This is a genomic window from Leucobacter sp. CX87, assembly GCF_018682295.1.
GTDB lineage: Bacteria > Actinomycetota > Actinomycetes > Actinomycetales > Microbacteriaceae > Cx-87.
The window spans coordinates 309756-332871 of the sequence record NZ_JAFIRI010000002.1 but is presented as its reverse complement, the minus strand read 5'-3'; the positions used below and the strand labels follow the sequence as shown (position 1 = coordinate 332871).

24 protein-coding genes are annotated in these 23116 nt (G+C 66.9%); 11 read left to right on the top strand and 13 right to left on the bottom strand.

The window, feature by feature from the left end; all coding sequences use genetic code 11:
- Positions 1-4 precede the first annotated feature (4 nt).
- Positions 5-1144, top strand: coding sequence for a DUF998 domain-containing protein (locus KOE53_RS04575; RefSeq protein ID WP_251364122.1), 1140 nt, complete (start codon positions 5-7; stop codon positions 1142-1144).
- Here KOE53_RS04575 and KOE53_RS04570 read toward each other — a convergent pair.
- Positions 1141-1932, bottom strand: a complete 792-nt coding sequence (locus tag KOE53_RS04570; RefSeq protein WP_188057652.1) for an SDR family NAD(P)-dependent oxidoreductase — start codon at positions 1930-1932, stop codon at positions 1141-1143. The two genes, KOE53_RS04575 and KOE53_RS04570, sit on opposite strands and share 4 nt — an antisense overlap.
- Positions 1933-2075: 143 nt before the next feature.
- Here KOE53_RS04570 and KOE53_RS04565 point away from each other — a divergent pair, with 143 nt between their 5' ends.
- On the top strand, positions 2076-2945 hold the full coding sequence (locus KOE53_RS04565; protein WP_188057563.1) for a DUF817 domain-containing protein: 870 nt from the start codon (positions 2076-2078) through the stop codon (positions 2943-2945).
- 4 nt (positions 2946-2949) lie between these two features.
- Here KOE53_RS04565 and KOE53_RS04560 read toward each other — a convergent pair whose 3' ends face one another.
- The gene (locus tag KOE53_RS04560; protein ID WP_188057562.1) at positions 2950-4689 is read right to left on the bottom strand and encodes an L-aspartate oxidase; all 1740 of its coding nucleotides are present in this window, start codon (positions 4687-4689) and stop codon (positions 2950-2952) included.
- Positions 4690-4766: 77 nt separating this feature from the next.
- On the opposite strand from KOE53_RS04560, the gene KOE53_RS04555 reads away from it, so the two are divergent.
- The gene (locus KOE53_RS04555; protein ID WP_188057561.1) at positions 4767-5735 is read left to right on the top strand and encodes a LysR family transcriptional regulator; all 969 of its coding nucleotides are present in this window, start codon (positions 4767-4769) and stop codon (positions 5733-5735) included.
- Here KOE53_RS04555 and KOE53_RS04550 read toward each other — a convergent pair.
- Genes KOE53_RS04550 through KOE53_RS04535 form a run of 4 tightly spaced genes read right to left on the bottom strand, consistent with a single transcriptional unit; the run spans position 5728 to position 8030 of the window.
- Entirely contained in the window at positions 5728-6492 is a 765-nt protein-coding gene (locus tag KOE53_RS04550; RefSeq protein WP_188057560.1) for an ABC transporter permease, read from the bottom strand. The two genes, KOE53_RS04555 and KOE53_RS04550, sit on opposite strands and share 8 nt — an antisense overlap.
- On the bottom strand, positions 6489-7289 hold the full coding sequence (locus KOE53_RS04545) for an ABC transporter ATP-binding protein (protein ID WP_188057559.1): 801 nt from the start codon (positions 7287-7289) through the stop codon (positions 6489-6491). Before KOE53_RS04545 ends, KOE53_RS04550 begins: the two co-directional genes overlap by 4 nt.
- A gap of 25 nt (positions 7290-7314) precedes the next feature.
- Entirely contained in the window at positions 7315-7677 is a 363-nt protein-coding gene (locus tag KOE53_RS04540; RefSeq protein WP_188057558.1) for a DUF1048 domain-containing protein, read from the bottom strand.
- Between the two features lie 2 nt (positions 7678-7679).
- Positions 7680-8030, bottom strand: a complete 351-nt coding sequence (locus KOE53_RS04535) for a PadR family transcriptional regulator (RefSeq protein ID WP_188057557.1) — start codon at positions 8028-8030, stop codon at positions 7680-7682.
- Between the two features lie 189 nt (positions 8031-8219).
- On the opposite strand from KOE53_RS04535, the gene KOE53_RS04530 reads away from it, so the two are divergent.
- Positions 8220-8990, top strand: a complete 771-nt coding sequence (locus tag KOE53_RS04530; protein ID WP_188057556.1) for an isocitrate lyase/PEP mutase family protein — start codon at positions 8220-8222, stop codon at positions 8988-8990.
- On the opposite strand, the gene KOE53_RS04525 is transcribed toward KOE53_RS04530, so the two are convergent.
- A complete protein-coding gene (locus KOE53_RS04525) occupies positions 8987-9436 on the bottom strand; it encodes an iron chaperone (protein WP_188057555.1) in 450 nt (149 codons plus the stop codon). The two genes, KOE53_RS04530 and KOE53_RS04525, sit on opposite strands and share 4 nt — an antisense overlap.
- 9 nt (positions 9437-9445) lie before the next feature.
- Positions 9446-11413: an ABC1 kinase family protein gene (locus KOE53_RS04520; RefSeq protein ID WP_188057554.1), complete on the bottom strand. Its 1968-nt coding sequence runs from the start codon at positions 11411-11413 to the stop codon at positions 9446-9448.
- A 180-nt stretch (positions 11414-11593) separates the two neighbouring features.
- Here KOE53_RS04520 and KOE53_RS04515 point away from each other — a divergent pair, with 180 nt between their 5' ends.
- Positions 11594-13246 carry a DHA2 family efflux MFS transporter permease subunit gene (locus tag KOE53_RS04515; RefSeq protein ID WP_188057553.1) on the top strand — a complete coding sequence of 551 codons (1653 nt, stop codon included), beginning with the start codon at positions 11594-11596 and terminating at the stop codon, positions 13244-13246.
- Between the two features lie 3 nt (positions 13247-13249).
- Here the strand turns inward: KOE53_RS04515 and KOE53_RS04510 are convergent, their stop codons facing one another.
- A complete protein-coding gene (locus KOE53_RS04510; RefSeq protein ID WP_188057552.1) occupies positions 13250-14608 on the bottom strand; it encodes a hypothetical protein in 1359 nt (452 codons plus the stop codon).
- Positions 14609-14764: 156 nt separating this feature from the next.
- Here KOE53_RS04510 and KOE53_RS04505 point away from each other — a divergent pair, with 156 nt between their 5' ends.
- A complete protein-coding gene (locus KOE53_RS04505) occupies positions 14765-15247 on the top strand; it encodes an aminoacyl-tRNA deacylase (protein ID WP_188057551.1) in 483 nt (160 codons plus the stop codon).
- A 54-nt stretch (positions 15248-15301) separates the two neighbouring features.
- Positions 15302-15685 (top strand): DUF1304 domain-containing protein, encoded by a 384-nt coding sequence (locus KOE53_RS04500; protein WP_188057550.1) that lies wholly within the window; start codon positions 15302-15304, stop codon positions 15683-15685.
- Here KOE53_RS04500 and KOE53_RS04495 read toward each other — a convergent pair.
- A complete protein-coding gene (locus KOE53_RS04495) occupies positions 15682-16560 on the bottom strand; it encodes a CPBP family intramembrane glutamic endopeptidase (RefSeq protein WP_188057549.1) in 879 nt (292 codons plus the stop codon). The two genes, KOE53_RS04500 and KOE53_RS04495, sit on opposite strands and share 4 nt — an antisense overlap.
- Positions 16561-16704: 144 nt before the next feature.
- On the opposite strand from KOE53_RS04495, the gene arfB reads away from it, so the two are divergent.
- A complete protein-coding gene (arfB, locus tag KOE53_RS04490; protein ID WP_188057548.1) occupies positions 16705-17127 on the top strand; it encodes an alternative ribosome rescue aminoacyl-tRNA hydrolase ArfB in 423 nt (140 codons plus the stop codon).
- 27 nt (positions 17128-17154) lie between these two features.
- Here arfB and KOE53_RS04485 read toward each other — a convergent pair whose 3' ends face one another.
- On the bottom strand, positions 17155-17799 hold the full coding sequence (locus tag KOE53_RS04485) for an NAD(P)-dependent oxidoreductase (RefSeq protein ID WP_188057547.1): 645 nt from the start codon (positions 17797-17799) through the stop codon (positions 17155-17157).
- 126 nt (positions 17800-17925) lie between these two features.
- On the opposite strand from KOE53_RS04485, the gene KOE53_RS04480 reads away from it, so the two are divergent.
- The 3 genes from KOE53_RS04480 (at position 17926) to KOE53_RS04470 (ending at position 20874) form a co-directional block, all read left to right on the top strand.
- Positions 17926-18321 carry a winged helix-turn-helix transcriptional regulator gene (locus KOE53_RS04480; protein WP_188057546.1) on the top strand — a complete coding sequence of 132 codons (396 nt, stop codon included), beginning with the start codon at positions 17926-17928 and terminating at the stop codon, positions 18319-18321.
- A 75-nt stretch (positions 18322-18396) separates the two neighbouring features.
- Positions 18397-20001, top strand: a complete 1605-nt coding sequence (locus KOE53_RS04475; RefSeq protein ID WP_188057545.1) for an amidohydrolase — start codon at positions 18397-18399, stop codon at positions 19999-20001.
- Positions 20002-20082: 81 nt separating this feature from the next.
- Positions 20083-20874 (top strand): GTP pyrophosphokinase, encoded by a 792-nt coding sequence (locus KOE53_RS04470; RefSeq protein WP_188057544.1) that lies wholly within the window; start codon positions 20083-20085, stop codon positions 20872-20874.
- Here the strand turns inward: KOE53_RS04470 and KOE53_RS04465 are convergent.
- Entirely contained in the window at positions 20871-21935 is a 1065-nt protein-coding gene (locus KOE53_RS04465) for an alanine/ornithine racemase family PLP-dependent enzyme (protein WP_188057543.1), read from the bottom strand. The two genes, KOE53_RS04470 and KOE53_RS04465, sit on opposite strands and share 4 nt — an antisense overlap.
- Positions 21932-23059 carry an N-acetyltransferase DgcN family protein gene (locus tag KOE53_RS04460; protein ID WP_188057542.1) on the bottom strand — a complete coding sequence of 376 codons (1128 nt, stop codon included), beginning with the start codon at positions 23057-23059 and terminating at the stop codon, positions 21932-21934. The genes KOE53_RS04465 and KOE53_RS04460 overlap by 4 nt, the downstream gene beginning before the upstream one ends.
- Positions 23060-23116 lie beyond the last annotated feature (57 nt).

Here is a 23116-nt window from a genome sequence, read left to right as displayed (position 1 = left end):
ATCAATGAACGTCCTTCGCAGCGAGTCCATGGCTGAGCCCCGCGCCGCAGCGGAGCAGCTCATCGCCGTCCTTGCGCCGCAGCGATCGGTCAGTGTTGAGTCGCAGGCGATCTATGCAGCGCTGCTCGCGGGGGCCATCGGGGCCGTGATTGGACTCGTGGTGGGCCTCGCCTTCCCGCCGATGCCGCTGCACGGGGACTGGTCGCTCGGTAATATCGTCGCGATTGCCGCTGGCGTGGCCGTCGGCGTCACCACAGGGGTGGGCTACTGGCGGATGCGGTACTCGCCGGGACAGGAATGGCGGCTGAGCCTTCGACCGTTCACGTTCTCGGTCAACGCGGTGGCCGTCGTGTCGGTGCACGTCGTCCTCACCGTGATTTCGGTGCTGGCGGCCTTTCTCGTGCTGAGCAAGGGGTTCGTTGGCCTCTTGATTGATCCCTTCTGGGCGACGGCGCTCACCGCGTTGTTCGTGGGGCTCAGCGCCTACGTGACGTACCTCTCGATTGTGCTCGTGAACACGCAGCGCATGTCGACGCTGCTCATGGCCTTCGTCACGATGGGCACGTTTACGGCGATGGTGACCACCCCCGACCCTCAATGGTGGAAGCTCCACTTCAGTGAGCTCGGCACGTTCTGGAGCATCTCGAGCCTCGTGTTTAACGGCACGCTCGTAGTGGGCGGACTACTGCTCACCACGTTCGCTGTCTACCTCTCCCACGACCTGCAGGTACTCGTCGAGCGGGGAGTGCTCGCACAACAGAACAGCGCCAAAGTGATCTCGCGGATGTTCATCGTGATGGGCCTCATGCTCGCGGGCGTCGGCATTGTGCCGGTGAACGTCAGCCTCATCGTGCACAACACGTTCGCAAGCGGCATGGCAGTCATGTTCTTCGGCATGCTCGTCCTTGGCCCCAAGGTGCTTCGCGGCATGCCGCGCGCCTACTTCATCTCCGCTTGGGTCTTTCTCGCAAGCGTCGTGGTTTCGGTGTTGCTGTTCGTCGTCGGCTACTTCGGGCTGACGGCGCTCGAAATCATCGTCTTTGCGCTCATCTTCGGCTGGATCTCGGTGTTCATCCGCTTCCTCGGGGTCGCAGGTCAGCCGGCAGGCTTGGCGCACACACCACAGGAGGCTGCCGCGCGCTAGGAGTTTGGCCCGCTGCCGCCTCGGCCGGTGAACTTGTCCATCGACGAGTACACATGGAAGACGCGGCCGGCGATCGCGTCCCACGCGCGGGTCGGCAGGACCCCGCGCATCGCCATCGCGAGCTTGACCGTCCACGGCTTGGTCACGACGGGGGTACCCGCGAGCATGCCGCGCCACGCTGCGCTCGTCGCCTGGCGGGGCGTCATGATGGGGGTGAGCAGCGGGCCCCGCGCCCCCTCGAACATGCCGGTCGAGACGAAGCTCGGGCAGAACGTCGTCACTGCAACGTGCGTGCACCCGGCCTGGGTGAGCTCGAGGCGCAGCGACTCGCTCCAGCCAAGCAGTGCCCACTTCGAGGCCGCGTACACACTCATGTTCGGGTTCGCGATCGTGCCGGCGGCCGATGCGATGTTCAAGATGCGCTTCGGGCGCGAACGATTCAGCATCATCGACGGCAGCAGCTCGTGCGTCAGCCACATGGGCGCGAGCGCGTTCACCTGCATTGTGCGTTCGATGTCGCGCTCTGGGTCGTGCTCCCAGAACGGGCCACCCTTCACGATGCCCGCGTTGTTGATGAGCACGTCGACCTCGCCGAGCTGTTCGCGCGTTTCGGCGACCCCTCGGCGCACGTCCTCGAGCTTGGACACGTCGACCACGAAGGGCCGCACCGTGCACGATGCGCGGTCGAGGCTGGCCGCAAGCGCGCTCGCCGCAGCCTCGTCGACGTCCCAGATCGCCACCGCCCGGGCGCCCTGCGCGACGGCCATGCGTGCGTAGATTTCGCCCATGCCGCGGGCCGCGCCCGTGATGAGGACGACGGCGTCGTGAATCACGGCGTGCTGTGCCAAAGTGCTCAAGTGGTGCCTCCAGAGTGGTCGTGGGACACACGCTACCGCCAGCGAGGTCAGGCTGCGCCCACTACTCTCGGAGAATGACCGGGGCTCACCGCACGCTCACGCCGCTCGAGGCGGCGATTGACCGGACGGCGAACCGTGTTCTCGCACGAAACCCCGCATCGGGGCGCCGCGCCGTGGCCATCGAGTGCGCCGTGTTCCTGCTCAAACAGGGGTGGGCATGCATTTTCGGGGCGTTGCTGCTTCTCGTGATCGTCGCCGCGAGGCTCTGGTACCCGGACGACGCTGCGCTTGCCCGCAACGACGCCCTCACTATCGCGGCGATCCTGATTCAAATCGGGATGCTTGTCTGCAAACTCGAGAGCGGCCGCGAGCTCTGGGTCATCGTTTTGTTCCACCTCACCGGCACCGCGATGGAGCTGTTTAAGACCGACGCTGGCTCGTGGACCTATGGCGCAGAGGGCGTGCTCAGGATCGGCGCCGTTCCCCTGTTCAGCGGATTCATGTACGCGGCCGTCGGCTCGTACATGGTGCGCGTCTACCGGCTGCACGACCTGCGCTTCAGCCGCTACCCGCCGATCTGGGTGACCACCGTCGTCGCGACCCTGATCTACGTCAACTTCTTCGCGCACCACTTCATATTCGATGCGCGCTGGATCCTGCTCGGGCTCGTGCTGCTCTTGTGGGGTCGCACGATCATGTACTTCCGGATCTGGCGGGTCACGTTGAAGGTGCCCGTGCTCGTCGTGTTTGCCGGGGTCGCGCTGGTGATCTGGCTCGCCGAAAACATCGCCACCTGGGCCGGAGCCTGGCTGTACCCGAATCAGGAGGCCGGCTGGGAGCTCGTCTCGCCGCAGAAGATTATCGCGTGGTTCTTGCTGATGATCATCTCGGTCGTGATGGTGACCTGGGTGTATCGACCCAGGCCACCGTCCGACGAGGCGTAGCTTCCTACTCCACGAGCTTCCCGACCGTCGACACCTCCACCATCAACGCCGCGATCTCTTCCGAGATCGGCGGGATCGCCTCGCGGGTGACGCCCGTGCTCGGCGACCAGACGAGGTTCACGGTGAGCGCCGGGTCCGTCTCGGGGAAGTCGCTCCGGTTGTGGCAACCGCGGGTCTCGCGCCGTTCGAGCGCGGCCTCGAGCGTGGCCCTCGCCGCGAGCGCCGAGGCTTTGAGGTCGAACGCGTGGGCGAGATCCTGGAAGCCAGCGATGTCGGGGTGGATGCCCACCCGGGCTATGCGCTCCTCGATGCTGTCAAGCTTCGTGAGTCCCTCGCGCAGCCCGGCCTCGTCGCGCACGACGCCCGCGTGCTCGGTCATCATGTTGCGGATCTCGCGCTGCAGCGCCCGCACATTCTCGTGGCCTTCCGCGGCCAGCAGATCGTCGATCTCGGCGCGCGCGGTCGCGAGGCTCTCGCGCGAGCGGGGCTGGGCGGCAAGCGCCGCCGAGTATTCGCGGGCCGCCCGCGCCACGATCCTGCCGAAGACCAGCAGTTCGATGAGCGAGTTGCCGCCGAGGCGGTTTGCGCCGTGCAGGCCGCTCGACGCCTCTCCGATCGCATACAGGCCGTCGACGTCGGTGCTGTGATCTTCCGGCCGCACCCACACCCCGCCCATCGAGTAGTGCGCGGTGGGCGCGATCTCGATCGGCTCGCGGGTGATGTCGCGCATTTGCAGCTCCATCATGGTCTGGTAGACCCGTGGCAGCCGCTCCATGATGACCGCGCGCGGCAGATGCGACACGTCGAGCCAGACGCCGCCGTTCGCGGTGCCGCGCCCCTCCGCAATCTCGGTGTACGCCGCCAGCGCCACCCGGTCGCGGGTCGAGAGCTCCATGCGCTCGGGGTCGTAGCGCTCCATGAAGCGCTCGCCGAGCGCGTTGGTCAAGATGCCGCCCTCGCCGCGCGCCGCCTCCGAGATGAGGGTGCCCGCAGCGTTCTCGGGTTCGATGATGCCCGACGGGTGGAACTGCACGAGCTCGGGGTCGCGCAGCCGGGCGCCCGCGTCGACCGCGAGGCGGAACGAGTCGCCGGTGTTCTCGTCGCGACGGGACGAGGTGCGCCGCCAGATTCGGTTGTGCCCGCCCGCGGCCAGGATCACGGCGTCGGCGTGGATGAGGATGCGGGTGCCGGTGTTGATCTCGAAGCCGTAGGCGCCACAGACGCGGCCGTCCTGCACGAGCAGACGGGTGATGTAGACCTCGTCGAGGATGGGGATGTTCAGCGCGGCGGCGCGGTTCACCAGGGTGCGCTGGATCTCGAGCCCCGTGTAGTCGCCCGCGAACGCGGTGCGGCGGAACGTGTGTGCGCCGAAAAAGCGCTGCGAGATGCGGCCGTCGGCCTCGCGCGCGAACGGCATGCCGTAGCGCTCGAGGTCATGGATGCCCTCGGCGGCGCCGCGGGTCACGATCTCGACCGTGTGGGGGTTCGCGAGCAGGTAGCTCTCCTTGAGCGTGTCGGCCGCGTGCTGCTGCCACGAGTCTTCCTCGTCCATCGTGGCGAGGGCCGCGTTGATGCCGCCCGCGGCGAGGGAGGTGTGCGCGTCGTGCCGCGGGCGCTTGCCGATCGCGAGCACGTCGGTGCCGAGCTCTGCGAGTTCGATGGCGGCGCGCAGGCCTGAGCCGCCGGTGCCGATGACGAGGACGGTGGTGGAGAGTTGGCGTTCGTGGGGGAATGAGGAGGTCATGCGCTCAACGCTAAAATCGGCGACTTGATTAGTCCAATGAATGATATGAGTCATTTCGATAGCGGTACGCTATGAACATGAACTTGGAACAGTTGCGGAGTTTCGTGGAAGTGGCCCGGACCGGGCATTTCACTCGGGCAGCGGCCAACCTGCACCTCGCTCAGCCGTCGCTCAGCAGGCAGATCGCGACGCTCGAACAGGGACTCGGCGCGGAGCTGTTCCACAGAATCCGGGGCAACGTCTCGCTTACCGCCGCCGGTGAGTCGCTGCTGCCGCTCGCGAAGAGAATGCTCGCGGACGCGGAGACCGTGCGCCACGAGATGCAGGAGCTCGCGGGGCTCAAGCGCGGGCGAGTGCGTCTCGGCGCGACCCCGACGCTGTGCATCAGTTTGGTCGCGGAGGCGCTCGCCGCATTCCACACCGCATACCCCGGGATTCAACTACACCTCACCGAGGGCGGCTCGCACGGCCTGCTCGAGGGCCTCGCCGAGGGTGCGCTCGATCTCGCGCTCATCACCACCTCGGACGAGGGCGGCGGTGAGTCCTCCGGCCTCGAGCGTATTCCGCTGCTCACCGAGGAACTCGTCGTGATCTCGGCGGCGCAGAGCCCGCTCTTCGGATCCCGGACTTCCCTGACGCTCGCGCAGCTCGCGAAGCTGCCGCAGATCACCTTCCACGAGAGCTACGACGTGCGCGCGGCCACCATGCGGGCGTTTGGCGACGCGGGGCTCGTCCCGCAGATTGTGCTGGAGGGCTCGGAAATGGATGCGGTGCTGCGCTGCGTCGAGCGCGGGCTCGGCGTCGCGGTCGTTCCCGCCATGGTGCTCGCGGACCGGCCGTCGCTGCGCTCGGTGCGCCTGCGAGCCGACGGCCTGACCCGCACCGTGAGTCTCGCCCATCGCGGTGACGTGCCGCTCGGGCGGGCGGCGCGGGCGATGCGTGACCTCATCATCGACACGGCGAACGTGCTCTCCGCGGTCACGCCCGAGGTGGACGGGCTGGTAGGCCGGGCCTCACGTCCCACTGTCGGGACCGAGGCTAGCTGAGCTTGCGGCGATAGATCACAATCGCGTAGGCGTAGGCGGCGATGAGGATGCCGACCAGCCAGGCGAGGGCGATCCAGAACTCGCTGCCGACGGGCTGCTCGGCGAAGAGTGCGCGGATCGTGTCCACGATCGAGGTCACCGGCTGGTGTTCGGCAAACCAGGCGACTGGACCGGGCATCGAGCTGGTGGGCACGAACGCCGAACTGATGAACGGCAGGAAGATGAGCGGGTAGCTGAACGCGCTCGCGCCGTCGACCGTCTTCGCTGAGAGTCCGGCGATCACGGCGAGCCAGGTCAGTGCGAGGGTAAACAGCACCAGGATTCCGGCGACCGCGAGCCAGGCGCCGACTGATGCCCCGGATCGAAAGCCCATCAGCAGCGCGACCCCGACAACGATCACGATCGAGACGATATTCGCCACGAGTGACGTCAGTACGTGTGCCCACAGCACGCTCGAGCGGGCAATCGGCATCGACTGGAAGCGCTCGAAGATCCCGCCCTGCAAGTCGAGGAAGAGTCGGTACGCGGTGTACGCGACGCCGGACGCGATCGTGATGAGCAGGATCCCGGGCAGCATGTAGTTGATATACGACTGGTCGGAGCCGGTCTTGATCGCCCCGCCGAGGACGTAGACGAAGAGCAGCATGAGCGCGATCGGGGTGACCGCGGTCGTGATGATGGTGTCGGGGCTGCGGAGGATGTGCCGCAGCGAGCGGCCGGTCAGGACGCCGGTGTCGCCCAGGACGTGGCTGGTCATCGGTCTTCCTTTCGTGCGGGGTCGTCGACCGTCTCGCCGGTGTCTCCGACGAGGGCGAGGAACACGTCCTCGAGCGACGGTTGTTTTTCCACATACTCGACCTTCGCGGCCGGGAGCAGCTGCTTGAGCTCCGCGAGGGTGCCGTTTTGGATGATCGTGCCCTCGTGCAGGATCGCGATCCGGTCGGCGAGCTGCTCCGCCTCATCGAGGTACTGCGTGGTGAGGAGCACGGTGGTACCGCCCTCGGCGAGCTGACGCACGGTCTGCCACACCTCGATGCGTGCCTGGGGGTCGAGTCCTGTGGTCGGTTCGTCGAGGAAGATGATCGGCGGATTGCCGATCAGGCTCATGGCGATGTCGAGCCGGCGGCGCATACCGCCCGAGTAGGTCGCTGCCTTGCGGTCTCCCGCCTCGGTGAGCGAGAACTGGGCGAGCAGCTGGTCGGCGATCGCGCCCGGCTGTGCGAGGTGACGCAGTTTGGCAATCAGGATCAGGTTCTCGCGCCCGGTGAGTACCTCGTCGACCGCCGCGAACTGGCCGGTCAGGCTGATCGATTGTCGAACGTCGCCGGGCGCCGCCGCGACGTCGAACCCGTGCACCGTTGCGGTGCCCGCGTCGGCTCGCAGCAGGGTCGACAGGATCCTGACGAGCGTGGTTTTGCCCGCACCATTCGACCCGAGCAGCGCGACGATGCTTCCCGCTTGGACCTCGAGGTCGACGCCGCGGAGGACTTCGACCGTGCCGAAGGACTTGGTGATGCCCTGTGTCTGAATCGCGGGCGCTCGGGTGGTGGCCATGGTGAAATCTCCGTTCTCGAGGCGCTTAGGCCTCGCAGGCGGCCCGATCGATGGCGTCGGTCAGGCGCGTGCGTTCTTTGTCGATCCACTGCTTTCCGTTGTACGACCGGGCGAAGTCCTCGGCGAACTCGACAGGGTCGTCGCCCACCAGGGCCCGGACTGAGGTGCCGTCGATGGACGCGCGCTCCCAGAGGTCGGCGAAATCGCCAAACATGGTGACGAGCGTGTCGCCGTCGGTGACGCCGCCGAAGTACATGAAGTACCGCTCGAACGCCTTCGCGGCGGCGCGGTACGGCTCGGGGAGGGCTTCGAGGCGTGCCTTGTACTGCTTGTACTGCTTCTTTTGTTCGAGGGACCCGGTGAGGGTCTCGATCCACTTGGCGGCCATGGTCATTCTCCTTCGTTCTGTGTCTGTTCGATGTCTCGGTGAAGCTGTTCGATGCGCTCGGCGAGGAAACTCCAGGTGCCCCAGAATTCGCTGAGGTACTCCCTGCCCGCCGCGTTGAGGGAGTACACCTTGCGTGGCGGACCCTTTTCGGAGGGGACCTTCGCCACGTCTACGAAGCCGCGCTGTTCGATCCGCACGAGCAGCGCGTAGACCGTGCCCTCGGCGATCTCGGCGAAGCCCTGCTCGCGGAGCCTTGCGGTGATGTCATACCCGTAGGCCGGCTGAACGGCCAGGATCGCCAGGACGATCCCCTCGAGCGTGCCCTTGAGCATCTCGGTCATTTGCTTGCCCATGACGCCCCATTTCTCGCTACTTGGTGTTACTGACTACCACTAGATAGTAACACCAAGTACCGAGAGCGCAAGGGGAAATCTCCATGCACAGCGTGCAGGGGCAGACGCGAAACTCCCGGCCAAATTTCGCCGCCCGAAACTATCCTGGAGGTGATTCACCTATTCGCTCGACGCAGGATGGGAATGATCATGGCAACCTTTCGGGGGCTCCACCGCACCGGCAAGCCGCTGCTGCTGCCCAACGCCTGGGACCTGGGCTCCGCGCTCGCGTTCGCCGCAGCAGGGTATCCCGCTATCGGCACCACGAGCTTCGGGGTCGCGGCCAGTGCAGGAAATCCCGACGGCGCAGGGGCAAGTCGGGCGGCCACCATTGCACTCGCGGAGCAGCTGTGCCGACTACCTGTATGCGTCACCCTGGACCTCGAGGACGGGCATTCCGATGACCCCGAGGAGGTGGCGCAGCTGGTGCAGGAGCTTGCCGACTGGGGCGTCGCCGGAATCAATCTCGAGGACAGCGCGCACGGGCATCTGGTCGACCCGGCGATCTTGACGGCGAAGATTTTCGCCGTCAAGCGGCGAAGCCCGGGCATATTCGTCAACGCACGCGTGGACAACCTGTGGTTCGGTGAGGACTCGACGGTGGACGCGGTGCTGCGGCGCGCCCGCATGTACGAGGAGGCCGGAGCCGACGGGGTCTTCGTGCCCGGCGTCTTGGACGCAGCGGACATTCGGCTGATCGCTGACGGGGTTCGGCTGCCGCTCAACGTCCTCGCGCACCCGGCGCTCACGCTCGCCCAGCTGGGTGCACTGGGGGTGCGCCGGGTGAGTTCAGGGTCCTTACCGTATCGCGCTGCAGTCGACGCGGCGGTCGCCTCGGTGGGAGAGCTTCGGGACGGTTCGCTGCCCCGCGCGGCGACCAGCTACTGGGAGATGCAGGCGCGTCTCGAAGGCTTGCTTTAGGAGACCGACTTCCGCACGAGCTCGGTGACCTTCTCCTCAACGGCCGGTGTCCATTCCTCGAGTGCGAACGATACGGCCCAGATGTCGCCGTCGTCGAGGCGGGCGGCCTCCTGGAACTCGATCGTGGAATACCGGGAATTGAACTTGCCCGAGTTCTTGAACGCGAGCACGACCTTGCCGTCCGCGTTCGCGTACGCGGGCATGCCGTACCAGGTCTTGGGCACGAGGTCAGGGGCGTTCCGGGTGACCGCCAAGTGCACGCACTCGGCGAGCACGCGATCCTCCGGCGTCATCTTCGCGATGCTGTCGAGCAGCGCCTCGAGCCCGTCGGCGCGCTTCGCGCCTGCCTTACTTTCGGCACGCAGTTCGGCGGCGTGAGCCTTCATCGCAGCGACCTCAGCGGCGCTAAATCCGCCGTGTCCGTGGGTGTTCTGATTCTGGGCCATGCTCGGACTTTACTCCCGCGGGCGGATCCTGAACAGGTCAAAGAGTACGCGCAGGGTGAGAATTCCCGAGAGCACGACGAGGAGATAGCCGAAGACCTGAAAGAGGGTCATGCCCTCCGTAACCTCCGGCCCACTGGTACTCACGAGCATCATCGCCGCCATGATGCCGAACGCCGCCGCCAAGAAGCTCGCCGCGATCAGGTTGACGAGGCTGCGGACCAGGTCGCGATCTCGCCGATCGGCGAACAAACGCATGTTGATCTTGAGGCGGCCGTCAGCAATCGTCCCGGTGAGCTGGTCGAGGCGCTTGGGCAGGCGGCGCGCGATCGGCAGGATCGAGGCGAGCTCGTCGCTGAACGAGGTGAACACTGCCTTGGGGGAGAACCCTCGTGTGACCCGGTCCGCTGCATAGCCGCTGGCCTCACTGAGCATGTCGAAATCCGGGCTCAGATGGCGAAGCGTTCCCTCGAGGGTGGCGATCGCGCGGAACGCGGTCGCGAGCTCGGCGGGCACCGCGATCCGGTTCGTAGTCAACAGCCGCATCATCTCTTGGAACACCGTCACGTCGATGGCCGAGCCCGGGCCGAGCTTCGTCGCGACGAACACGCCGAGTTGACGCCTGAGTGCCGTCTCGTCAATTTCATCGGGCAGTTCGACGAAGCCGAGCAACGCGTCAGCGAAGGCGCCCGAATCGCCGCGGTAGAACGCAAGCAGGACCTCGCCGATCTGTGCGCGTAGCTCGGAGTCGAGGCGGCCGATCGAACCAAAGTCGAGCAGGACGATCTCGCCGTCGCCGCGGAGAATGATGTTGCCCGGGTGGAGGTCGGAGTGAAAGACGCCGTCCTCGATGATCTGCGTGAGCGTGGAGCGGAGCAGGCGGTTCGCCTGCTCGATGCGCTCCGCCTCTGGGTGTTCGGTGAACGCGCGAGGGTCGCTCAGGGTCTCGCCCACGACCAGCTCCATCACAAAGACCTTCCCGGTGCACAGCGCGGGGTAGTGGCGGGGAATCCCGACGCGTTCGCCCTCGGGGTGCTTCGCCTGCGTGATCGCCATGGCCGAGATGTTGCTCGCCTCAACGCGGTAGTCGAGTTCTTCACGCAGGCTCTCGGCGAAGTTCTCGACGAGCGCCTGAACGCCGAGGTCGCGCCCCCAGCTGGTCGTGCGCTCGAGCTGGGCGGCGAGGCGCAGCGTGATGTCGAGGTCGCGCTCGACGAGCGGCGTGATCCGGGGCCGCTGCACCTTGACCGCGACGGCCTCGCCGGTCAGCAGGGTCGCGCGGTGGACCTGGCCGATTGACGCCGCGGCGAGGGGCGTCTCGTTGAACTCGGCGAAGAACCTGTCGACCGGGCCGCCGAGCTCCTCCTCAAGCAGCGCTTTGACCTCGGTCCATTCGGCAGGGGGTACCCGCTGCTGCAACTGCGAGAGCTCCGCGAGGAACTCGGGAGGCAGCAGATCGGTGCGGGTTGAGAGGAGCTGCCCGAGCTTCACGAACGCGCCACCGGCGCTCTCGAGGGCACTCCGCAGCGCACGCGCCTGTTTCGTGCGCTCGGCGCTGCCCGCGGCGGTGCGCTCGGAGTTGGGCCGGAACGGGATCAGGCCGCTGCGCAAGGCGATTCGGGAGATCTCGGTGTACCGCCGTGTCCGCGCAACGCGCGCCTTGAGCGACGGCAGCCACTGGTCGGGGCGAGGGATGGAACCCGTGGGCACCAGGAGCTCGGCAATCACCAGCGTGGCGATCGAGACGAGGAAAATGATGCCGATCTGGAGCGGCAGGAGAGCCAGGGTACTGTCCTCTTGGCCCCAGACGAATCGGGACTCGAAGCCTACCTCGAGCCCGAGGCCCAGTGCGCCAGCGAGGAGCAGCCTGCCGAGGCCGATGCGCACCCCGAGCACGCGGGAGGCGAAGCTCGAGAGCACGACCAAGAACACGATTGTGAGGACAAACATGAGCACGCTGGTCCAGATCACACCGCTCATTGCAGCCTCCAAATATTCTCGTCGGGGTGCTTACGTTACTGGGAAGGCCGTGTCAGGACGGACTTTGGGGACGAATGTCGGCATGAGTCAACCCTTTGGTTGATACCGACCAGACTTTCGATACTCCTAAACTGGGCGCGGAAAGCCTCGGCATTCCCTCCGGGGCGTTGGGGGGTTGGCATGACCGACAATGTGGGAGTCTCGTCAGGCGCAGAGGCCGAAACGCACTCGGGTCGCCGTCGCTGGATCGGGCTCGGTGTACTCGCTGGGGCGTTGTCGATGATCGTGCTCGACGGCACCATCGTGGGCGTCGCCCTGCCCGTGCTGATCGACGAGTTGCAGCTTGATCTCAGCGACGCCCAATGGGTGAACGGCATCTACTCGGTTGTCTTTGCGGCGTTGCTGCTCACGGCTGGTCGCCTGGGCGACCGGCTCGGGCGTCGCCGCATGCTCGTGGTCGGGATCCTGGTCTTCATGGCGGGCAGCCTGTTGGCGGCGCTTTCGGGCACGGCAGGATCCCTGATCTTGGCCCGGGTCGTGCAGGGCGTGGGTGGCGCGCTGATTTTGCCCACGACGCTCTCGACGGTCAACGCCACCTTCCGCGGACGCGACCGCGCCGTCGCGTTCGGTGTCTGGGGCGCGGTGATCTCGGGCATGGCAGCCTTCGGTCCATTACTCGGCGGCTGGCTGACCACCGCGTTCAGCTGGCAGTGGATCTTCATCGTGAACCTGCCGATCGGCGCGATCCTGCTTGTCGGGGCGCTTCTCACGGTCGACGAGACCCGGGCCGTCATCACCGCTCGCGGTCTTGACGTGGACGGGCTCTTGCTCAGTGTCATCGGCTTTGGCGGATTGGTATTCGCGATGATCGAGGGGCGCTCGCTTGGCTGGTGGGCCCCGATCGCGGACTTCAAGGTTTTCGGTTGGGTGTGGCCGCAGACGGCTCCGCTTTCGCCGGTGCCGATCGCCGGCATCATCGGGATCATCGGCATCGTGCTGTTCATACTCTGGGAGCGCCGTCGCGCGAAGAATGGTCGATCGGCGATTCTTGACCTCCAACTGTTCACCGTCCCGACCTTCACCTGGGGCAACCTCACCGCGCTCTGCGTCGCGATCGGCGAGTTCGGCCTGCTCTTCGTGCTCCCGCTCTTCATCGTGAACGCGATGGGGCTCACCACGCTCGGGGCGGGGCTCGTGCTCGCGGCGATGGGCGTCGGCGCGTTTCTGTCGGGCGCCTCGGCCCGGCATCTGTCCGAGCGGATGGGTGCGCCCAACGTCGTGCTGCTCGGCCTCGGTATCGAGGTGGTGGGCGTTGCCTTGACGGCGCTGCTGCTCGGTGCGGGCATCTCTCCCTGGATCCTGGCCATTGTGCTCGTTATCTATGGGGTGGGTCTGGGGCTTGCGTCCGCCCAGCTCACGGGCACTGTGCTCGCGGATATTCCGCCGGATGAGTCGGGCCAGGGATCGGCGACGCAGAGTACCGTGCGCCAAATCGGTTCGGCCCTCGGCACTGCGCTGATCGGGGCGGTGCTCGCCGCGGGCCTCGCGACGGCGCTGCCCGCACGCATGGACGCGGTAGCTGGTCTGCCATCGGAAAGCGCGTCTCAGATTGTGGAGGCGACCGAGCTCAGTGCGGGAGGCACGATCGCGCAGATTCGCGGGGAAGGGACGACGGGCAAGCTGGGAGAGTCGGGACCGGCGGTCGCGCAGGCGCTTTCTGACGGGCTTGCAGACGCATCACGCGTCGCCCTGTTCTCGGCGGGCGGATTCCTGCTGCTCGGGTTTGGGGCCGCGCTGCAACTACGGGCTCGGGCTCGGAGGAGCGCGAACTGACGCTTACCCTGCAGCGTTCCACGCCTCGACGAAGGACCGACCAGCCTGTGCGCCGCTGCCGCGGATCGAATCGGGGTCGATGATGGGGGCGGTCTCGACGCAGAATGTGCTCGTCGTCCAGTCGAAGCACAGTCGCTCGTCGAAGGCGGAGAGCGATTTGAGTGGCGCGGCGTAACTGGCGAGGTCGGCGGGGGAGTCGAGCCCGACGTCGAACGAGTTCCCGGGTTCCAGCCGCAGTCTCGTGACGTGGTCCTGGTTCGCGAGAGCCAACGCAGTTCGGGTCGAGGCCTCGAGGTCTCCCGGGGTCGCCTGCAGGCTGAATGTCTGCTCGTCCCCCTGGCCTACGGCGAGGGTGACTTGATCGAGCGCGATCGAGCTCTGGGGATCGGAGATCGCTCGCGCCAGCTCTGCGAGGTACGCGGTCGAATCCAGGGTCAGGGTCGCGCTCTGGTCGTTCGTCCATACCGACACGACGCCTGCGAGTGCGTCGGGACCCACCTGCGCCAACAGGGATCTCGCTTGGTCGCCACGGGCGCCGGGGAACAGCGTGACGAGGTCGCTCTGGAAGAACACCTCTGCCGAGGTTGAGCCGAGGGCTGCCTGGGTGAGCGCCCGCGCGCGGTCGAGGTCGACCTCGTGAGCGAGCGTGACGGTGACGGCATCTGCTTCGGCGCGGAACGACGTGAGCGGGATCTCGGCGCGGAGTGCGTCGTAGGCGCGAAATGCTGCGTCCGCCCAGGGCCCCATGTGGCCGGACACCTCGATGGGGGCGGGTTCGTCGGCGGGGGATTTGAGCGTCATTGGAGGGCTCATGCCCGCGGCGGCGAAGGCGGCGGGCGCGTCGATGATCAGCGCGGGTATTTCCGCCGGGGTCGCGGCAACCAGGGTGACATGAGTGACGTCGGCTTGATATTGCTTCGAGCTGAGCGTTGCGGCGTCCACGCGTTGATCGGCGCGCAACTCAGAGAGGAGCGTCAGGAGCGCGTCATTTGCCTGGGGTGCGGCCAGAACCGGAAACGCCCAGTCGCTCATGACGAGGTCGATGCGCACGCGGGAACCGGCCCCGTCGCCCGCGTGTTGCGTGGCAAACTCGCCGACTCGCTCAGCGAAGTCGCGAATCGCTGCGTCGCTGAGCCCGTCCCTGAGGGTGACCGTGCCGCCGACGCCGCCCGTGAATGGCATGTTGTCGGCGCTCGAGAGGTCAACGCTCAGGACCGCAGGGTCGCCCGCAAACTGTTGTGAGAACGACCGCTTCACCCCGTCACCGGAAGCGCAGGCAGTAAGCGCGATGAGGAGACCGCCCACCAACGCAGCACACGCCATGCGAATTCCGGCGGGCCAGAGCATCGGCTTCTCGCGCATCGTTTCCTCTCTGAGACCACGCCGTTCCTGCCTCGGCGCCCCCTGGTTCCATTGATTTCCGAGTATTGCATGCTGGTGACTCGTCGGAAATAACCGGGACGCCGCCGCTGTTGTACTGCGGGTAGGCGGCGAACGAGTCGCTGAAGAAGGCGAGCCATGATGACGCAGAACACCCCCGCAGAAGTCGAGCGCGCGGCGACGGACGCCGCGGCACGCGGACTGAACGTTGAATTTCTCACGCGGGAGGGCTCCGGCCGCCCGACCGGGGCGGACTTTGACGGCGCTCCGATCGTGAAGACCATTGTGGTGCAGCGCGGCGACACCTTCGTGTTCGTGTTGACCCCGCTCGACGCCCAGTTCAACTGGGCGAGGCTTCGCGCCCACCTCGGGGTGAACCGGCTGTCGCTGCCCGACGCCGACGCTGCCTTTGCCGCCACCGGTTATCGGCGCGGCACGATCACTCCGCTCGGCGCCAGCACGGCGTGGCCGGTGATCCTGGATGAGAGCCTGGCAGGTCAGGACATCCTGTTGGGTGCGGGAGCTCCGGGCGTCGGAGCCAAGGTGTCAGCCGATGACCTCGTGCGGGTCTTCTCCGCGGACGTCGTCGACTTAGCCGACGCGCCAAAACCCATGGTCTAGGCTCGCGTCGAGGCGCCGGAATACCTGAGCGCCACAGTTCACAGGAGGCCCATCATGGTGATCGCAGGACTCGTACTCGCTGGCCTCGCCGCGTTGCTGCACGTCTACATCTTCTACATGGAATCGATCGCCTGGACGAGCACGCGCGTGCGCGCCACCTTCGGCACGACCGAGGACGAGGCGCGCGCGACGAAGGATCTCGCGTTCAACCAGGGCTTCTATAACCTGTTTCTCGCGATCGCCGTGGCCCTAGGGATCGTGCTGTTCGCGCTTGGCCACACCGCAGTCGGTGCGACGCTGGTGTTTGTCGGGGCCGGCTCGATGGCGGCAGCCGCGCTCGTACTGCTCGTGTCGAGCCCGAGCAAGGCGCGCGCCGCACTGACGCAGGGAGTCTTCCCGGCGCTCGGCGTGATCCTGCTCGCGATCGGGCTCGCTTAGCGCTTCTGTCCTGCCGTGTTGACCGGACGACCGAACGGCTCTGACGGCAGCGAGGCCTTCCCCTTCACAAGGAAGATCGCGACAATCGCGACCGCGAAATAGACGTAGTTGAAGACTCCCGCGAGTGAGATCAGCGACTCGGATCCGGAAGTTGCGCCCGAGGCGTCAAGGCCTCCGGTGGCGAGGAACGTCGTGGGGTCGGTCGCGGCGTGCAACAGGATGGGCCAGATAATGTTCCCCGTCACCCGCAGCACGAGGTACAGCATCACGCCCATCCCGAACGTGTAGGCCACGGTGATCGCGACGTTGAGGAGCGGCTGGGTAAACGCGTTGACGGTGTGCATCAGGGCGAAGATCAGGGAAGACAGCACCATGACCGTCCGTTCGCCGTGACCCGCTCGGCGCAACAGGTTGACGGCGATGCCGCGGGTGATGAGCTCTTCTGCGATGCCGATGCACAGTCCAGTTGCCAGCATCGTCAGGATCACCCCGACCGAGTACTCGGACCAGTTCGTGGCAGCGACGCGGAGCCCGATCGGGATGACGAGCAGCGCGACGGCAATCCACATCCACCAACGCCCGGCTATGGGCTGGCGGCCGAAAATCTCGCGGAACCAGCCGAGCGACCCAATGAAGCAGAGAAGTACGATGGCGCCGATCAGGATCGGGAGTGCGAGGCCAATGAAAATGCTCGCCGGCGTCGCCAAAATATTCTCGGCATCGACGTACTGGCCAAACCAGGCGCTGATCGGGAACGAGAGAGACACATAGAACGCGAGGTAGACGGCCGCGGCAAGCAAGGCCTTCCACCACCCGCCACGATTCCAGAATCGTTTCCAGCCCGAAAGGTTTTCGTGCGCGTGTTCTGCCCCCATGATGTGCCCCTTTGGTGTTCGTTGCCGCTCGAATCGCAATTCTCGGTCCGTTCATCATTCCGCTCGCACGCCTCAGCGCGCAAGACGGCGAGCCGGTGCACGTGGAGCGTGCGTCTCGCACCGCTTTCGTGGGACCCTGGACGCATGGACTTGGAGGTGACGCCCGCGCTGACGGTTCCGGAGTCGGAACTTGGTTGGAGATTCTCGCGCTCGTCGGGCCCGGGCGGCCAGCACGTCAACACGTCCGACAGCAGGGTGGAGGTCATGTGGAACGTCGAACGTTCGGCTGCGCTGACCGATGCGCAACGGGAACGCCTGACCGGGCGGTTGGGGCGGCGCCTCGTCGCGGGGACGATCACCGTGACCGCTTCCGAGCAGCGCTCGCAGCTGCGCAACCGAGAGATCGCGCTGGAGAAGCTCACTGAGCTCGTGCGGGCGGCGCTCGCGCCGGACCCTGCCCAGCGGCGACCGACCAAGCCGACGCGCGGCTCGGCTCGCCGCCACCTAGCCGCGAAGACGCAGCGCTCGGCGACGAAGCAGCTGCGGAAGCGGCCCGCCGGAGATTAGGGCTCGCCGCCGCCAGTCAGGCGCTCGCTAGTAGGCGACGGTGAAGCGCGTGCGCCGGTGCGCCGGGCGCTCGATCTCGTCGACGAACGCGTGCGCGAGGTCAGCGCCCGAGATCGTCGAGTTTCCCGCCTCGTCCGTGAGCAGGACGTCGCCGCCGAGGCGGAATGTCCCGGTGTGCTCGCCCGGAGCCCAGGCGCCAAACGAGGCCGCCGGGCTCACGAAGAACCAGTCGAGCGCGTCGTCCGAGGCGCGCAGATCCTCAAGCGCGGCCGCCATCTCGCCCGCCTCACCCTTGAACGCGTCCGGGAAATCAGGCGTGTTTGCGAGGGCGGGGCCGCCCGGCGCGACGAGCAGGGATCCTGCGCCGCCAACGACGCCGAGGCGCGCGCCGGCGCTTTGTGCCACAGCCGCGAGGTCGCGCACGATGCTTTGCAGCTTGCCCTCGAGCGCGCCGCGCGGGGAGAGGGCCTCAACGACGACATCGGCGCCAGCGACGGCCTGGTCGAGGGTCGCGGGATCGAGCACGTCGGCCGCGACGTAGGTGACTCCGGGGATCTGCTGCTCGGGCACGCTGCGCGAGATGGCGGTGACCTGGTGGCCGCGTGACGCCGCCTCGCGGACGATATTCGAACCTGCGTAGCCGGTGCCGCCGAGGACGGTAATTCGAGTCATGGGATCTTCCTTCGCTCTCGGGCTCGTATTTCGGGCCCGCAATAGTTACGATAGGAGAGTAAGGCGCACTTGGGAAGTAGGCACCTTTCGGTAAGTAACTACCGATTTGGTGCGCGAGAGGACACGATGACTGAGCTGGCCGCGAACCCGTACGACCGGAACTGCCCGTCGCGGCGACTGCTGGATCGCATCGGCGACCGCTGGACGGTGCTGATCGTCGGCACCCTAGCTGACGGCCCCATGCGATTTGGGCAGATCGCGCGGCACGTCGACGGCGTCTCCCAGAAGATGCTCACCCAGACGCTGCGTGCGCTCGAGCGGGACGGGCTGGTGAAGCGGACGCTCTACCCGGAGGTGCCGCCGCGGGTCGAGTACGAGCTCACCGAAGCCGGGCAGACGCTGCGTGCCCCGCTGCGTGCCCTCGAGCAATGGGCGATGGAGCACCTGCCGAACGTCGCCGTCGCGCGTACCGAGTACGACCACGCGACCGACTCCCCGGAGCGATCCGCCGTTCCCGCATAGCGGCCACGCCCCGATTGGCCTGTGCCACACTGGCTGACGGAGTGGTGCGCAGATGCGCCACGGTGGGAGATCGGCATGTCGGCAACGCTGTTTATCGGGAACATCCTGACGCTTGACGAGGCGCGCCCGCGCGCGGGCGCGGTGCTGGTCGAGAGCGGCAGGATCGCGGCCGTCGGTGAACCGGACGAGCTGCGAGTCGGGCTGCCGGCAGGCGCGGAGGTCGTCGAACTCGGAGACCACGTGCTCATGCCCGGTCTCATCGAGCCCCACGGCCACCCCACCTCGAGCGCCGTCGTGCTGAGCGAGCACGTCATCGACATTCGTCCCGTCATCGTGCCGACCGCGGACGAGGTCATGCGTCGCATCCGCCAGGGCATCGCCACTCGGCCGGCCGGCGTCGTTGCGAGCGGCTGGGACCCGCTCTTGCAGCGCGGCCTCGTCGACCCGAGCCGCACGAGCCTCGACGAGCTCGCGGGCGACGTCCCCATCGTGATCCTGCACAACTCGGGGCACAGCGCCTTCTTCAACAGCGCGGCCGCGATGCTCGCCGGCATTGACCGCGACACTCCCGATCCTGCCGGCGCTTCGTACGCGCGCGACGTGCAGGGTGAGCTCGCCGGCGTCGCCCTCGAGATGGGGGCCGTGCTCAGCGTGATTGACCCGTTGCTCGCGAACGCGAACGCCGAGTTCGGCGAACTCGTCGCCGCCGAGCTGCGCCGTGCTAGCGCGGTGGGCGTCACCACGATGGGCGACCTGTCCTGGAACCCCGCGCAGGGACCGCTGATCGCCGCCGTCAGACAGCAGCACGAGCTGACCGCGCGCATCCGCGGGTACGAGATGTCGCACCCCGGCGGCAGCGGCTCGGTGCCGCGCGAGAATGGCGACGACATGGTGCGCCAGATCGGCATCAAGACCTGGGCCGACGGCTCGCCGTGGGTGGGTAACATCGCGACGACGTTCCCGTACCTCACGAACGAGACGACCGCGTCGATGGGCCTCGAACCCGGCCACCATGGCGCGGCAAACTACGACCAGCAGCAGATCACCGACATCTCGCGCGCCTACGCGGCCGAGGGGTGGCAGCTGGCCTGCCACGCGCACGGGGACCTCGCGATCGACAGCGTGCTGAACGCCTGGGAGACGGTCATCGCCGAGCTGGGGCTGAACGACCACCGTTTCCGCCTCGAGCACGTGGGCGCCATGACCCCAGCGCAGTTCGCGCGCGCGGCGGCCCTGGGCGTCACCGCGAGCGTCTTCGTGGACCATGTGCACTACTGGGGCGACGTGCTCGTCGATGAGTTGTTCGGTGAGCCCGGCGCCCGCTGGGCCGATGCCGAGTCAGCGTTTGCCGCGGGCATGCGAGCGACCTTCCACAACGACGGGACGGTCACGCCGCTCGAGCCGTTCCGCAACATGTCGGTCGCAATGACCCGCCTGAGCAACACGGGCCGACGCCTGGACGGCGCCGCGGGGGTCTCGCTCGACGACGCCCTGCGCGCCCACACCGTCAACGCCGCCTGGCAGCTGCAGTCGGAAGATCACATTGGCAGCATCGAGGTCGGCAAGTACGCCGACCTCATCGTCGTGGACCGCGACCCGCACGAGGTCAGCCCCGCGGAGCTCGCCGACACCGTTGTGCTGGCGACGTACCTGGCGGGCACGCTGGTGTTTGCGCGATGATCTGACGCACACTCAGATCCCTCAGAGACTCGTTCGACAGACTGAGGTTTCGTGCTCGACCAACCGTCTGGATCGCCTCGTATGAGTTCTCCCACCGCGCAATTGCCTCGAAGCTTTGTGAGCGGTTCGCCGAACCAGGAGCGGCTCGTTTTTGCGCGGAAGATGCGCGAGGACTTCCTGCGGTTGCAGATGGAGCACCAGTTCGGGATCGACGAGGTGCTGACGAAAGTGTCGATCCTGCAGCGCGAGTTTCTGCACCTGCACCAGTACAACCCCATCGAGCACGTCGGGTCGCGCATCAAGTCGACCGCGAGCATCTTGGAGAAGGCGTTGCGGCGCGACCTCGAGATGACGACCGAGTCGATCCGCGCCGGCATCACCGATATCGCCGGGATCCGGATCACCTGCAGCTTTATCTCGGACACCTACCGGGTGCTCGAGACGCTGACGTCGCAGTCCGACGTCCAGGTGCTGAAGATCAAGGACTACATCAAGAGCCCGAAGGCCAATGGATACCAGAGCTTGCACGCCATCATCCAGATTCCGGTATTTCTCACGTCGGGTCCGGTGCCGGTGACCGTTGAGGTGCAGATTCGCACGATCGCCATGGATTTCTGGGCGAGCCTGGAACACAAGATTCACTACAAGTACAACGGCTCGGTGCCCGACCACCTCGCCGCGAGCCTGACGCAGACCGCCGATATCGCCGGCCAGCTCGATCGACGGATGGAGCAGATGCACCAAGAAGTGCGGGGCATCAACCCGCAGCTCGAGGACGACTCGCACGCGATTGAGGGCGTGGACGAGGCGCTGCTGCTGCAGATGTGGGAGCGCGCACAGCCTCTGCCCGAGGCCGTGCGCGAGAGCGCTTAGTTCGCGAACGCCCGCGTGGCGACGAACGGCGAGGTCGCCGCGACCATGAGCGCGCTGTAATCGAGCCCAAACGTGAGCTCGTCTCCCACCGACACATCCTGGTCGCCGAGGTCGACGACGAGGTGGTCGCTGCTCATGCCGATCATAGTGATGCCGGCCGGTGGGATGAGGCCAGCGAGATCGGTGTCTTGGCGGCCGAGCGCGACGATGGCCTGACGGATGAACCCGTTGCCCACGGGCGGGGTGCGGTGCGAGAACGCGGCCGCGGAGATCTCGCCCCATGGCTGCACGGGCTTCAGCTTCGCCTCAATAACCTCGCCCACGAGGGTGAATGCGCCGGTTTGCAGGCCCGCGATGGGGCTGCGTTGCAGCGGCTCCGTCCCCAGCAGGATCGCCTCTCCGAGCCGCAGCTCGGTGATGCGGCCGGTGTCTGAGGTCGAAAGTGCCCACTCGAGGTTCGCCGAGTTGCCGCCAGAGATAACAGAGAGCGGGTGGCCGACGGCGGCCTCGACGCTGTCCGCGAGCCGCGAGAGCTCGTCCATCTTGCGTTGATCGGGCACGACCCCGCTATGGCAGGCCAGGTTCGTTCCGAGCCCCTCGAGCGTCAGCCCGGGGCTGTGCTCGACCGCCCGCGCGGCCGCCACGACGTCGTCGGCCGCGATGCCCTCGCGCAGGTCGCCGAGTTCGACCATGAGGATCACCCCGTGCGTCACGCCGAGCCGCACGGCAGCCTCAGAGAGCGCGTCAAGCACCGCAGGCTCGGTGTTCAAGCTGGTGCTCGCGTGTAATACCGTCTGCTCAACCTGGCTCAGCATGGGTGAGCGGACCAACGTGAGCGGCGCCGTGACGCCCGCCACCCGCAGCCGGGTCAGGTTCTCAACGCGCGAGTCGCCGATGCGGGCTGCCCCGCCACGCAGCATGGCCTCGGCGACGTCGGGGGAGCCGCACACGGCCTTCGAGATGCCGGCGATCTGAATGCCCTTGGGGGCGAGCAAGCCGACGAGTACCCGAGCGTTGTGCGTGATCGTGGTGAGATTGATGTTCAGGCGTGGGGCGTTCACCGGGTGGCCGAGGCGAGCGGCGCCTCGATCGTCGGGAACGCGCGCAGCACCATATCTACGAGCCGGTCGAGCGGCCGGGTGAGCGGGTCGGTCGCGGGCAGGCCGAGCTCGATCTCGTGCTGGTCGATGGCCGCGCCGATCTCGACGTCGGTCATGCCCTCGTGGTTGATGGTGACGCCGATCACTTTGGTGTCGGCGAACGCCTCAATCAGGGCGATCTCGCTCGCCACAGTGGGCGTCCTGATCGCCGGGTAGTCGCCGAGGAACTCGCGCGTGGGCGCGTGCTGCACGACGACTCCCTGCGGGCGGCTGCCGCGCAGGATCGCGGTGGAACTCAGGTAGGCCGGGTGGCTGAGCGCCCCTTGGCCCTCGACCACGATGACGTCGGGGTGCTCGTTCTCGAATGCGAGCACGACTTGGTTCTCGACCTCGCCCGAGCAGAACTGAGGGATGATGGCGTCGAGGGCGACCCCGTACTTCCCGCCCTGGATGAGCGTCGTCTGGCCGGTGCCCACCATGACCGCTTTGATACCGCGCTCATTGAGCGCCTGCACGAGCAGCGTGGCGGTGGTGCGCTTGCCAACCGCGCCGTCGGTGCCGAGGACGGCGATGCGGGGGCAGGTCACGTCAAAGATCCTGCCGGTAAACATCTGCAGGTCTTTCTTGGCCTTCGGCTGCCGGATGTCGGTGATCGTGACGCCAGCGGTGAGGCTCGCGGCGACGAACTCGGCGTCGTCGTTGAGGAACTCGTGCAGGCCGTTGATGATGTGCATGCCGCGATCAATGCCGTCGAGCAGCACGATGCGCTGGGCGTTCGAGAGTAGCCCGTCGGCCGGGGCGAGCCCGCAGATGAGGTAGTCGGGGACGCTGCCGGCGTGCGCGATCGCGTCGTCCAGGCTCGCGAGCACGGGGATGCCGTTGGGCTCGCCATCGAGCAGCATGCCGGCGTCGACGCCAGCCTGCGTGCGGTCGATGACGCTCAAGATCTCGTACTTCTCGGAGTGGCGGACGAGGCCGTTGGCGGTCTTGCCGTCCTGCTCGCCGAAGAGCCCGTCGCAGTAGACGATGGCGCGGCTGCCGCGGGGGAGAGTGGGTACGACGGAAATGGGGGTGGACGGGTGCATGAGCAATCCTCTGAGTAACTCAGAGGAGGCGACGGAATCGTGGCGGGGCGGAACGCC